12 protein-coding genes are annotated in these 13,521 nt (G+C 32.4%); 1 reads left to right on the top strand and 11 read right to left on the bottom strand.

Features of this window, described 5'->3' with window-relative positions; genetic code table 11:
* Positions 1 to 334: 334 nt before the first annotated feature.
* The 5 genes from N5D03_RS11940 to N5D03_RS11920 all read right to left on the bottom strand — a co-directional run bounded on the left by N5D03_RS11940 (position 335) and on the right by N5D03_RS11920 (position 5,952).
* Positions 335 to 1,555 carry a folylpolyglutamate synthase/dihydrofolate synthase family protein gene (locus N5D03_RS11940; protein WP_221854230.1) on the bottom strand — a complete coding sequence of 407 codons (1,221 nt, stop codon included), beginning with the start codon at positions 1,553 to 1,555 and terminating at the stop codon, positions 335 to 337.
* Between the two features lie 96 nt (positions 1,556 to 1,651).
* On the bottom strand, positions 1,652 to 2,812 hold the full coding sequence (nhaA, locus tag N5D03_RS11935; RefSeq protein ID WP_280051790.1) for a Na+/H+ antiporter NhaA: 1,161 nt from the start codon (positions 2,810 to 2,812) through the stop codon (positions 1,652 to 1,654).
* Between the two features lie 83 nt (positions 2,813 to 2,895).
* The gene (locus N5D03_RS11930; RefSeq protein ID WP_280051789.1) at positions 2,896 to 4,110 is read right to left on the bottom strand and encodes a sterol desaturase family protein; all 1,215 of its coding nucleotides are present in this window, start codon (positions 4,108 to 4,110) and stop codon (positions 2,896 to 2,898) included.
* 2 nt (positions 4,111 to 4,112) lie between these two features.
* Positions 4,113 to 4,826, bottom strand: a complete 714-nt coding sequence (locus N5D03_RS11925) for an alpha/beta hydrolase (protein ID WP_038335162.1) — start codon at positions 4,824 to 4,826, stop codon at positions 4,113 to 4,115.
* Between the two features lie 70 nt (positions 4,827 to 4,896).
* A complete protein-coding gene (locus N5D03_RS11920) occupies positions 4,897 to 5,952 on the bottom strand; it encodes an anhydro-N-acetylmuramic acid kinase (protein WP_280051788.1) in 1,056 nt (351 codons plus the stop codon).
* A 695-nt stretch (positions 5,953 to 6,647) separates the two neighbouring features.
* On the opposite strand from N5D03_RS11920, the gene glyA reads away from it, so the two are divergent.
* Positions 6,648 to 7,922, top strand: coding sequence for a serine hydroxymethyltransferase (glyA, locus tag N5D03_RS11915; protein WP_280051786.1), 1,275 nt, complete (start codon positions 6,648 to 6,650; stop codon positions 7,920 to 7,922).
* A 451-nt stretch (positions 7,923 to 8,373) separates the two neighbouring features.
* Here the strand turns inward: glyA and atpG are convergent, their stop codons facing one another.
* From atpG to atpB, 6 genes are all read right to left on the bottom strand, one after another.
* Positions 8,374 to 9,246, bottom strand: coding sequence for an ATP synthase F1 subunit gamma (gene atpG / locus N5D03_RS11910; protein ID WP_280051785.1), 873 nt, complete (start codon positions 9,244 to 9,246; stop codon positions 8,374 to 8,376).
* A gap of 70 nt (positions 9,247 to 9,316) precedes the next feature.
* The gene (gene atpA, locus N5D03_RS11905; protein ID WP_280051784.1) at positions 9,317 to 10,891 is read right to left on the bottom strand and encodes a F0F1 ATP synthase subunit alpha; all 1,575 of its coding nucleotides are present in this window, start codon (positions 10,889 to 10,891) and stop codon (positions 9,317 to 9,319) included.
* A gap of 32 nt (positions 10,892 to 10,923) precedes the next feature.
* A complete protein-coding gene (gene atpH, locus N5D03_RS11900; protein ID WP_125350590.1) occupies positions 10,924 to 11,463 on the bottom strand; it encodes an ATP synthase F1 subunit delta in 540 nt (179 codons plus the stop codon).
* A gap of 2 nt (positions 11,464 to 11,465) precedes the next feature.
* A complete protein-coding gene (locus N5D03_RS11895; RefSeq protein ID WP_280037235.1) occupies positions 11,466 to 11,960 on the bottom strand; it encodes a F0F1 ATP synthase subunit B in 495 nt (164 codons plus the stop codon).
* Between the two features lie 93 nt (positions 11,961 to 12,053).
* Positions 12,054 to 12,263: an ATP synthase F0 subunit C gene (gene atpE / locus N5D03_RS11890; RefSeq protein ID WP_013598300.1), complete on the bottom strand. Its 210-nt coding sequence runs from the start codon at positions 12,261 to 12,263 to the stop codon at positions 12,054 to 12,056.
* A 48-nt stretch (positions 12,264 to 12,311) separates the two neighbouring features.
* Entirely contained in the window at positions 12,312 to 13,445 is a 1,134-nt protein-coding gene (gene atpB / locus N5D03_RS11885) for a F0F1 ATP synthase subunit A (protein WP_280051783.1), read from the bottom strand.
* Between the last annotated feature and the right edge of the window lie 76 nt (positions 13,446 to 13,521).

The raw sequence follows: 13,521 nt of genomic DNA, 5'->3' as shown, positions 1-13,521 counted from the left end.
AAAATTAAACTTGTTAATTACTCAAGAATGCCTTTTAACTTCATAAAATGATTAGACCTTTTGCTTTTCTTAACAAAAAGAAAAGAAAAAGGGATACTTTATAGTTAACTACTCGGGAGGAATTGTCGCAAAGCGAGAATAATTTATTCAGTATAGTTAATAATATAATGGATACGATGCTGATGACATCATAATTAAGTTTCTATAAAGAAGCTCTTTTATAAAATAGGAGTGACAGAATCAAAAAAAAGGAGAACATGAGGTTCTCCTTTTTTAGTTGATAGTAATTATTGTTATCGTTGTTATGCTAATCAATGTTTATTATACTCTAGAATTAAATAACCTCAGCTACAACAAAAGTACTACCCCCAATGTAAATCATGTCATTTTCTGTTGCATTTGATTTTGCTGCAATTAATGCCTTTTCTACTGTATCAAAAAAGTGTTTATCGGTAATATCTTCTGGAATTATTTTATACAATTCATCGATATCATATTTTCGAGGAACATCTGGTTGACAGAAATAATAGGTTGCTTTTTTTGGAAAAAAATTTAAAATAGATAAAACATCTTTATCATTCACAAATCCTAAAACCAAATGCAATTGATTATAAGCTTGCTCATTTATTTGTTTTGAAACTTCTGCTAAACCATGTGGATTATGCGCAGTATCAGCAACAATTAATGGATGTTGTCCTAAAATATCCCAACGTCCACGCAAATTTGTATTCTTTACAACATTCAATAAGCCATTCGCAATATTTTCAGGGGAGATCGCCCAATTTTGTTTTTGCAATTGCTCAATAGCGGTTAAAACAGTACGTTTATTTTTAATTTGATAAGATCCTTTCAAATCTGAAGGCAAATCTTGAAAATGTTTTTCTTCTGCAAAAATGATTTCTGCATTTCTATCTTTCGCTACTTGTTCAAAAACTGATTTTGTCTCTGCTGTTGTTTCACCAATTACAATCGCTGTGTTTGGTTTTATGATACCAGCTTTTTCAAAAGCAATTTTATCCAACGTATCACCCAAAAATTGTGTATGATCCAAACCTATATTCGTAATAACAGAAAGTTCTGGTAAAATAATATTCGTGGAATCTAATCGTCCGCCCAAACCTGTTTCTATAATCGCGATATCTACTTTTTGTTGTGCAAAATATTCAAAAGCCATCGCAATTGCAATTTCGAAAAAAGACGCTTTTTGATCTATAATTTTTTGTTCGTGCTTATTTACAAAATCAATCACAAATTCTTCATCAGCCATTGCTCCATTTACACGAATTCGTTCGCGAAAATCTTTGAGATGTGGAGAAGTTGTTAAACCTGTTTTGTACCCCGCTTCCTGAAAAATAGAAGCCAACATATGAGACGTACTTCCTTTACCATTTGTTCCTGCAATATGAACAGTTTTAAATTTAGTTTGAGGATTTCCCATATATTCGCATAAAGCTGTAATATTTGTTAAATCTGCTTTCATTGCTGATGCTCCAACACGTTGAAACATTGGTAAATTTGTAAACAACCAATCGATTGTTTCTTGATACGTTCTCATTTGTACAAAAATTTATACGAAGATACGCAGGGATAAAATAAAAGTCGATTTCTTCCGAAGAAAAAATCGACTTGATATGATGAATATTTTGTTCAATTAATCTGAATAATCCTGACGAGTCATTAAAGTTCTTTTTAAATAAAAGAATCCAAAAACTGCTGCAGCTACCGAAGCTACAAGAATCATTAATTTAGCTTCATTCACATAATCAGGATCTTTAAACGCCAAAATCGATACGAAAATAGACATTGTAAAACCAATTCCTGCTAACATTCCTGCACCAAAAACACGTTTAAAGTTTACAGCTGTTGGCAATTCACTTAATCCCAATTTTACAGCTATAAAAGTCGCTAAGGTTACACCAATTGGTTTACCTACTACTAAACCTAAGAAAATTCCAGCTGCTAACGGGAAACTAAAATGTGAGAATCCTCCACCATCAATAGTAATTGCTGTATTTGCTAAAGCGAATAATGGTAAAATGATGAAGGCAACTGGTAAATGTAAAAAGTGTTCTGCTTTTGCACAAAGAGATTTGGATTGATCTTTATTAAAAGGAATTGTAAAAGCCACTAAAACACCTGCAATTGTTGCGTGTATTCCTGAGTGTAACATAAACCACCATACAATAATTCCACCAATTATATAAGGTATGATTGTATTCACCTTCATTCGATTTAAACCAAATAATAAAGCTAAAACACCCATTGCAATCCCAAATTGAGTAATATCAAAAGGTAACTCAGGATTAGGATAAAATAATGCAATCACCAAAATAGCACCTAAATCATCAATTACTGCAAGTGCCGTTAAAAACACTTTTAAAGACATTGGTACTCTTTTACCTAACATTGTAATCACTGCAACGGCAAATGCAATATCAGTAGCCATTGGAATTCCAAATCCATTAATGGTATCAGTTCCGTAATTCAAAGCAGCAAAAATTCCAGCAGGAAGTAACATACCTCCAACTGCAGCAAAAATGGGTAAAATTGCTTTCTTTACATTGGAAAGTTCTCCAATTAGCATTTCACGTTTTAATTCTAATCCGATTAAGAAAAAGAAAATAGCCATTAATCCATCGTTGATCCAATGTGCAAAAGAATGCCCGAATAGATCCAAATGCCAAAGGCTTTGGTAAGAATCAGCAAACATTGAATTGGCAACAATTAACGAAAATAGTGTACAGAAAATTAAAGTAATTCCGCCAGAAGTTTGGCTATGAAAAAATTGGTTAAAAAGTTTAGAAACAATCATTTTATTTTTTTTAATTTGGTAAAAATAATGAACTCGTTTTTAACCGCCTAATCTAAACGAAACAATAAGACCTAAATTATCATTTATATAATCTTTAAAATACTTTTTTGATACCAATTGCTAAAATTAAACATCTTTTCGATGATAAAAACAAATATGAAAGGTAAAATCAGCAAGAAATAATTATGAGATTGAATGATAAAAAAACTACAAAACACTAAAAATCTAATATGTTCTAAATACGGTACCCATCTTTTTTGTTCTAATTGTGCACCAATATTTATTAATGTAATCAAGACAAATACAACGAAGAAACCTTTGGTTAAATTATCAAATTGATCAAAGTAATATGTTAGAATACTCATCGCAAAAAACGATAAAATCAATTGTAAATTAATATAACCTTTGTATTTGAAATGATAACTATTCACTTTATTCTTAGACATCCATTTCTTTTCAATAATTGGTCTTATTTCCTGATCCATAACCGCTGGACTACCAAAATATATTGTCAATTTTTCTTTAATAGATGATTTTCTTCGAGCAGCCTCGTACAACTCTAAATAATAATGAAAATGTTGCCACAAAAAACTGTAACTATTGATAGGATGAGTTAATCCATATTTGGGTTTTTCTTCTTCTTTCTGAAAAGTACCAAATAATTTGTCCCAAAAAACAAATACATCTCCATAATTTTTGTCCAAATATTTTTCGTCAGAAGCATGATGAACACAATGAAGAGAAGGCGTTATAAAAATATATTCGAGCCATTTTTGTTTCTCCAAAATCTGCGTATGTGTAAAAAAAGAATACACGCCATGAACCACCAAAATCGTCATTACTAAATTTGGATGAAAACCAATAAAAGGCAAAATACACCAGAATACATTGCGAACAATTGCTTGTAAAGTCGTTATACGTGCCGCAACCGTGAAATTAAATTCTTCGGATTGATGATGCACAATATGGGCTCCCCAAAAAATATTGACTTCATGTCCCAAACGATGATACCAATACCAGACAAAATCTGTCGCTAGAAGCATCACAACCCAAATCCACCAAGCATTTGAAATATCTAATAGACGATAATTTTCGTAAATCCAAACATACAAATTGTAAAAACTTGCCGTAATAAAAAGATTCAATAATCGTTCTGCAATTCCTATTGAAATATTAGAAACTGAACTTTCATATTTATAGATATTCTTTAATTTCTTCTTTTTAACAACTACATATTCAAGCCATAAAAAAAGAAAAAAAGCTGATAAAGCAAAAGCTAAATACTCGGGATGATTCATTTTTAAGCACTTAAAAATTGATTAATATGTTGATTAAAAAGTATCGGCTGCTCCATCATCGGCACATGACCACAATGATCGATATAAGCTAATTTTGCATTAGGTAAATGTGCAAAAAACTCTTCAGCAACATCTGGCGGTGTCACAATATCTTGTTTTCCCCAAACTAACAAAACTGGCTGATCTATTTTATGTAAAAGATGTTTCAAATTTTGTCGCTTTGCATCTCGCGCAATCGAAATTATAGACAAAGCTTTTGTAGGCGTATTAGCGGTCGAAAAAACATCATCTACCAATTCTTTTGTAACAACATTTTTTGTTTCAAAAACTTCTTCTACCTTATTTTTGATATACTCATAATCTCGCACACGTACAAAAGAAGCTTGTAAATTGTTTTCATATAAACCAGAACTTCCTGCTAAAATCAATTTATCAACCAAATTTGGATGCGCCAACGCATATAACAACGCAATATGTCCACCCAAAGAATTTCCAATTAATATTGGATTTTCAATTTTATTGGATTTAATATAATTTTCTAGAAATTGAACTAAATTTTGAAGTGAATTTCTTTTGAAATGAGTAGAAAATAAAGGAAAAGTTGGTGTATAAACATTGTAATTTTCTTCAAGATTCTTGATAACATTTCCCCAATTACTAAGGCTTCCAAATAAGCCATGAAGTAAAATAACATCTTTATTTTTCGAATATTTCATATCGCATTTATTCTTTGTTACCGAACAAATGTAAATAAAATATTTTTAAACTCTATTAATTATATAGATTTTATAGATTATATATAATTCCAGACGAATGGTCTTTGCTCGCTCCTGTTACAGATGCCAAACAATTTATTTCGTTATAAACACGACGATAACCAAGGAATGCAAAAATTAAAGCTTCTTTAAAATCAATTAAATTATCAGTTGGAATGATCATTTCAACAGTTGATAATTCTCGTAAACGATTGATAAAAAATGAATTTCGAACTCCTCCTCCAGTTATCAACACATTGTTGATATCGTATAAAGCAAAGGTATTTTTAATTTGAATTACGAAATGCTCCACACAACTTCTCAGCTTATCTTCGATAGAAATATCGTACTTATCAACAATTGTTAAAAACTCATCTGTTACCCATTCAAAACCTAATGATTTTGGGAAAGGTTGATGATAAAAATTCAGAAGGTTCAATTCTTCAACTAATGTAGTATTAATATATCCTTGTTCTGCTAATTCTCCATTTTTATCATATTCAAACCCGAGTTGTTTTGCAAAATGATTCAAGACAATATTAATCGGGCAGATGTCAAAAGCAATACGTTTTCCATTTCTATTCATCGAAATGTTAGAAAAACCTCCAAGATTTAAACAAGCATCATAGTTAGAAAATAATAATTCGTCTCCAATCGGAACCAAAGGCGCTCCTTGTCCTCCTAAAATAACGTCTTGTGTTCTAAAATCACACACCACTTTTTGTTGACAACGCGACGCAATTGCTGCACCTTTTCCTATTTGCAAAGTGAATGATTTCTGCGGTTGATGAAAAATAGTTTGCCCGTGAGATGCAACAAAATCTACTTTTCCAATCTTATTTTTATGAATAAATTCTTTTACTTTCTCCCCAAGAAAATAACCAAACTCTACATCTAATTGACATAAATCTATTGCCGAATATTGAAAAGCTTCTGTTAGTTTTTTTCGCCAATCAGATGAATAATCTATAGTTTCGGCAAGTAAAATTTCGAAATGTTGGTTATCATCAAATCGGACATAGCAAATATCCAAACCATCTAACGAAGTTCCAGACATTAAACCAATGCAAAAAGTAGGGTTTTTCATGCTGTAAATTTAATGAGAGAATTTGATAGTTGGTTGGTTTAGAAATTAGAAATATTGAATTTTTTGGTTTATTTTATATTGAGATTCCTCGACAAGTTCGGAAAGACAATTTCTGTCATTCTGAATGAAGCTTCAGCGAAATGAAGAATCTCAAAATGCTTATTAATTGGACTCTTGAAATAAATTCTCAATAACTAAGTAAACTTTCTTTCATTTTTTCCTTGATGAAAAAACGAAACAAAAAAATCAAGACCTCAATAAATCGGCTGGAAATGATTCATTCTACGCGAAAAGATTTAAAAACCTATCGGTTAAATCTTTTTATCGCTTCGAATTTCTTCAATTTTTTTACACCTTTTTATTGAAAGGTCATTTGAAATTCTTTTGAATAAGTAAATTGGTTTTTAATTATTAATAAGGTATGATTCTGAAAAAAGTATAAATATTATTACTCAAAACTTAGAACTTATTACTCATAACTCGAGATGCGTTAGGGATAGTAGTGGAAATCCTTTGCGTGAAACGAAGCGATAGCGGAGTTGCAAAGCAAAGATTGCAACGGATAGCCCGCCCGAAGGGAACGCCCAAATGATAAGAAAAATTGTTTTCATAATTCTTAGGTTATTGCGAATATATCAGTTAGAAATTCTAATGATAAAAGCTTATATTTGAAACACAATTAATACAAACAAAACATGGCACAAGATGTAATCTTCGATTTGATTGAAGAAGAAAAAGAAAGACAACTGAATGGAATTGAATTAATCGCGTCAGAAAACTTTGTTTCGGACAACGTAATGCGCGCGATGGGTTCTGTTTTAACAAATAAATATGCAGAAGGTTATCCTGGAAAGCGCTACTACGGTGGTTGCGAAGTTGTAGACGAAGTGGAAACTATTGCAATTGATCGTTTGAAAGCGTTGTTTAATGCGGAGTATGCAAACGTGCAACCTCACTCAGGTTCTCAGGCAAATGCAGCTGTTTACTTAGCGTGTTTGAAACCAGGAGACAAGATCTTAGGATTCGATTTATCTCACGGAGGTCACTTAACACACGGTTCTCCTGTTAATTTTTCTGGGTTAACTTACCAAACTTCTTTTTATGGAGTGGACAAAGAGACGGGGAGAATTGACTACGAAGCTATGGCAGAAACTGCTCGTAAAGAGAAGCCTCAAATGATAATTTGTGGTGCTTCGGCTTACTCAAGAGACATAGATTATGCTAAATTTCGTGAGGTAGCTGATGAAGTTGGTGCTTTGTTATTGGCTGATATCTCGCATCCTGCTGGGTTAATTGCCCGCGGAATCTTAAACGATCCTATGCCTCATTGTCATATCGTAACGACGACAACTCACAAAACTTTACGTGGTCCTCGTGGTGGAGTCATTATGATGGGGAAAGATTTTGAGAACCCTTGGGGAGCAAAAACTCCTAAAGGTGAAGTGAAAATGATGTCTCAAATCTTGAACGGAGCAGTATTCCCTGGTACACAAGGTGGTCCTTTAGAGCATGTAATCGCGTCTAAAGCTGTTGCTTTTGAAGAGGCATTATCTGATGGTTATATGGACTATATTATACAAGTTGTGAAGAATGCGAAGGCTTTGGCTGCGGCATTAGTTGCAAAAGGTTATGACATTGTTTCTGGAGGTACAGATAATCACTGTATGTTAATCGATTTACGTAACAAAGGTATTTCTGGAAAACAAGCTGAAAATGCTTTAGTTTTGGCTGAAATCACTTGTAACAAAAACATGGTTCCTTTCGATGATAAATCTCCTTTCGTTACATCGGGGATTCGTTTGGGGACGGCTGCTGTAACAACTCGTGGGTTGGTTGAGGCGGATATGCAAACTGTTGCTGACTTGATTGATGAAGTATTAATGAATATTGATAACGAAGAAATCATTGATGGAGTTGCAGATCGTGTAAATGAGTTTATGTCTTCTCGCCCATTATTTCAAATGAAATAAGTAGAAACTAAGTTTCGATTATAACAATAGAAAAGTCCTGAGCATTGCTTAGGACTTTTTGTTTGATATAAAACGTCGAGACGTTTTAATTAAAACCTCCTTAGGTTTTAGGTAAAATCACTTGATATTTTTATTGAAATGTCTTGAGGAAATAATTTATTTCATTCTAACTTATAATAAGATTGAACTAATAAGAATTCTAATTAGATATATGATTACAAAAATTATCATCCTGAATAAAGTAATAACTAAGTAGAAGTATTTCTTCAATAATATGTTAAAGACTAATTATTCAAAAGTGTTTTATAGATTTTTATTCTGAATGATAAATACAATTGTTAGAATCTATTAAAAGTTTTATTACTTCTTTATAATCTAAAGTAAACATTATAAAAAAAGCAACTTCGAGATGAAGTTGCTTTTCTATTTAAAATAATATAAGTCTTTGTTCTTACACATTCAATGCTTCTGCACCACCAACGATCTCTAAGATCTCGTTTGTAATAGCAGCTTGACGAGCTTTATTGTATTGAATTTTCAATCCTTTTTGTAACTCGCTTGCGTTGTCTGTTGCTTTATGCATTGCAGTCATACGTGCTCCGTGCTCAGAAGCGTTAGCATCTAATACGGCTTTGAATAATTGCGTTTTCAACGTTTGAGGGATTAAGTCTCTTAAAATTTCTTCTTTCGAAGGGTTGAAGATATAATCTAACTCTGCTGAATTGTTTGCTTCTTCTTCAGTTTTCTCTAAAACGACTGGTAAAAATTGTTCGTCTTGTACAATTTGAACAGCTGCATTTTGAAATTGATTGTAGATAATTCTGATTTGATCAAAGTCACCTGCAGTAAATTTCTCTACTAAATCGTCTGCAATTTCAGCTACATCTGCAAAATTTAAATTATCCCAAATGCTTGATGCATTTTTATAGATAGTTTGTGTTTTACTAAAAGTATCATTAGCTTTTTTACCAATTGCTAAAATCTCTACGTGTTTACTTGCTAATTCGCCAGCTAATAACGCATTTACTTTTTTGATGATGCTTGAGTTGTATCCTCCACATAAACCTCTATTTGAGTTAATAACGACTAAAAGTACTTTATTAACTTCGCGCTCTTCTGTTAATGCACCTCCTACTTCAGCTTCTAAAGTAGAACTTACATTTTGTAAAAGTTCACGTAATTTATCTGCATAAGGACGTAACTGAACAATATTATCCGTAGCTTTCTTTAATTTTGCAGCAGAAACTAATTTCATAGCACTAGTAATCTGCATAGTAGAACCTACAGAAGTAATACGGTTACGTATATCTTTTAAATTTGGCATAAAATTCTGTTTGAAATGAAGGATAAATAAAAGCTTAAAAACTAATTTCTAAGCTTTTATTTTATTTTTATTAATATTTTGATGTTGTTTCTGTAACAACTTTCTTCAATACCTCTATAATTTCATCTGTCCATTTTCCTAAACGGATAGATGTTAAAGTATCAGCATATTTGTTTTTCATTAAATCAACAAAATCTGCTTGCCATTCTCTAACTTTATTTACAGGAACGTTTCTTAATAAACCGTTAGTACCTGCAAATATAATTGCTACTTGTTCTTCTACTGGAATTGGAGAGTTAACAGCTTGTTTTAATAACTCTACGTTACGCTCACCTTTACCAATAACACTCATTGTAGCTGCATCTAAATCAGATCCAAATTTAGCGAAAGCTTCTAACTCACGGTATTGAGCTTGATCTAATTTTAATGTACCTGATACTTTTTTCATTGGTTTTGTTTGAGCAGAACCACCAACACGAGATACAGAAATACCTACGTTAATCGCTGGACGAACACCTGAGTTAAATAAATCTGACTCTAAGAAAATTTGTCCATCTGTAATAGAAATTACGTTTGTTGGGATATATGCAGAAACGTCACCAGCTTGAGTTTCAATAATTGGTAATGCAGTTAAAGAACCACCACCTTTTACGATACCTTTCATTGATTCTGGTAAATCATTCATTTGAGCAGCAATTGTATCATCTTTAATAACTTTAGCAGCACGCTCTAATAAGCGAGAGTGTAAGTAGAATACATCTCCAGGATATGCTTCACGTCCTGGTGGGCGACGTAATAATAAAGATACCTCACGGTAAGCAACAGCTTGTTTAGATAAATCATCATAAACAATTAATGCTGGACGACCAGAGTCACGGAAAAATTCACCAATAGCAGCACCAGACATTGGAGCATAAACTTGCATTGGAGCAGGATCAGATGCATTTGCAGCAACTACTACTGTATATTTATCAGCACCATGGTCTTGTAATGTTTTCATAATACCAGCTACTGTAGAACCTTTTTGTCCTACTGCAACATAAATACAGAAAACTGTTTCACCTCTATCGTAAAATTCTTTTTGATTTAAGATTGCATCTAAAGCAACAGAAGTTTTACCTGTTTGACGGTCACCGATGATTAACTCACGTTGTCCACGTCCAATTGGAATCATAGAGTCAATAGAAACGATACCTGTTTGTAATGGTTCGTTTACTGGTTGACGGTATAAAACTCCAGGAGCTTTACGCTCGATAGGCATTTCATATAATTGTCCTTCGATTGGTCCTTTACCATCGATAGGATTTCCTAACATATCTACAACACGTCCTAACATTCCTACTCCTACGTTAATAGAAGCAATTCTGTTTGTACGTTTTACTGAGTCCCCTTCTTTAATTCCTTTTGAAGGTCCGAAAAGTACAATACCTACGTTATCTTCTTCAAGGTTTTGTACCATTCCTTCTAATCCGTTTGAGAATTCTACTAATTCTCCGTATTGAGCATTGTCTAACCCGTAAACGCGAGCAATACCATCCCCAACAGTTAGAACGGTTCCAACTTCTGCTAATTCAACTGCTGAATCAAAGCTAGATAGTTGTTGTTTTAATATAGCTGAAACTTCAGCTGGATTTATTTCTGGCATTTCTGAAATATTTAAAATTTAGGAATGTATTTTTATTTTGAAAAATCTTTTTTTAATGTAGCTAATTTTGTTTTGATTGATGAATCAATTTGAGTATTACCTATTTTCAAGATAAAACCACCGATTAAAGATACATCAATTTTATTTACTACATTTACTTGACTACCTGCTGCTAAAGTTTGTTTTGCTTTTGCAACAATGTTATCTATTGTTTTTTGATCTAACTGAACAGCTGAAGTAATTTCTGCTGTTACAATATTATTTGCAAGATTATAATTTGCAATGAACTGATCTGCTATTTTAGACAAGATATTTTCTCGTCCTTGTTTTACAACTAATGAAATAAATGTGTTCGTTGTTTTAGAAAAAGATTTAAAAATTTCTTTTAAAACAACTTCTTTTTTACTCGCTTCAATAATTGGAGAATTTAAAAATGATTTTAGATCATCACTCTCTTTAATTATTTTGCACACATCATTCATTTCAGCATATACAACATCTGCTTGATTAGTTTCATTAGCAAATTGCATCAAACTCTTAGCGTATCTTTGTGCTGCTCTGAATCCTGCCATGTTTAGTTAAATTTAACTTGATCAATAACATTATTAACTAAGTCTTCTTGAGCAGTTTTATCTGCTAATTCTTTCGTTAATATTTTTTCAGCAATTTCAATAGATAACTGTCCAACTTGATTTTTGATATCTGCCATAGCTGATACTTTTTCATTTTGGATAGCTGCTTTTGCGTTCTCAATTAATTTGTTAGCTTCTACAGATGCAGAATTTTTCGCCTCGTTGATGATATTTTCTTTCATTTCACGCGCTTCTTTTAAGATTGCATCACGTTCTGCACGAGCTTCTTTTAAGATTTTCTCGTTTTGAGCATTAAGTAAAGCCATCTCTTCTTTCGCTTTTTTAGCTGCGTCTAATGCATCTTGAATAGATTGTTCTCTATCTTTAACAGCAGATAAAATTGGTTTCCATGCTAATGATCTTAACAATACTAATAAGATGATAAAAACTACCGCAGTCCAAAAAATAAGACCAACTGAAGGTGTAATTAAATCCATTGTGTGTATGTATTAAATTTTATTTTCTAATTAATTTTTTAATGAATTAGCTTCAACAACCAACCGTTACTGAAGCTAATTTAAATTCAAATATTATCCGTTACCTAATAACGCAACTACGATACCAAATAAACCTGCACCCTCGATTAAGGCTGCTGCGATAATCATAGCTGTTTGAATTTTTGAAGCCGCTTCTGGTTGTCTAGCGATTCCTTCCATAGCTGATCCACCGATTTTACCGATACCTAAACCAACTCCTAAAACTGCTAAACCAGCTCCGATTGCTGCAATACTTCCTGTCATGATAATTGTATTTAATTATTAAAAAATTATTTTTATATTTCTTTGTTCTTAATGATGATCGTGTTCTGCTACTGCTGTTCCTATGAACAATGAAACTAACATAGTAAACACAAATGCTTGTAATGCCGCTACTAATAATTCTAAACAGTAGATAAATAATGCTAAAGGAATAGATCCAGCAGACATTGCTTCTGTTTGAAATATAAAAATTAACGAGATTAAAGACATAATAATAATGTGACCTGCTGTAATATTCGCAAATAAACGAATCATTAAAGCGAAAGGTTTCGTAATAATCCCGATTAACTCAATTGGAGCTAAGATTAATTTTACTGGAACTGGTACACCTGGCATCCATAACATATGTCCCCAGTAACCTTTGTTTCCTGAGAAATTAATTACGATTAATGCGATTAATGCTAATACAAATGTAACTGCGATATTACCTGTAACGTTAGCTGCACCTGGTAACAATCCTAATAAATTGTTGATCCAAATGAAGAAAAATAACGTTAATAAATATGGCATGTATTTCGCATATTTTTTCTCACCGATATTTGGAATTGCTACTTCATCACGAACAAAAATAATAATTGGCTCGATGAATCCTGCAATACCTTTTGGTACCATATTTCCTTTTTTGTAGTTTGATGCAACTGCAAAGAAAACTAAGATTAAAATCACGAAAGAGATTAACATTGATGTTACATTTTTCGTAATAGAAAAATCTAATGGTTTTTCATTTTCTAAATGAATAGCTCCTTTTTCGTCTACGTGAGGTTTGATTGTACCCTGCGCATCTGTTTTGTAGATTTTTTCGTGGTAGTTGATGTAGTAGTTTCCGTTACTTTCAACAACCGCTTCGTTGTGGTGAAATTTAGAAGACATAAAAACTTGTAAACCATTATCCCATAAAATAACAGGTAATGCAACTCCTACACTTTTTTCTCCTTCTCCCCATAAATGCCAATCGTGTGCATCTGCAATGTGGTGCATGATACCTGGCACTGGGTTAAATGTAGATTCGCCAGATTTCACTTTAGCAGCTTCCTCTTGACTTTTTACTTGCTCACTTTTAATTAACTCCTCAAACGTTTTTGGAAGACTTTCGTGCGGAACCGCTGTAGAGGCAAATCCGAAATTGAAAAGTAATAAAAACGCTAATAACGCTGAAAATTTCATGTATAATTCCTTTGTTTCTAAATTGCGTGCAAAATTATAGTAAATTAACCACTTACCAAAGTCAAATGCTAAAAAT

Source organism: Empedobacter sp. GD03861 (assembly GCF_029840885.1).
Taxonomy (GTDB): Bacteria; Bacteroidota; Bacteroidia; order Flavobacteriales; family Weeksellaceae; genus Empedobacter; species Empedobacter falsenii_B.
This window is presented reverse-complemented; position numbering and strand designations above follow the sequence as displayed.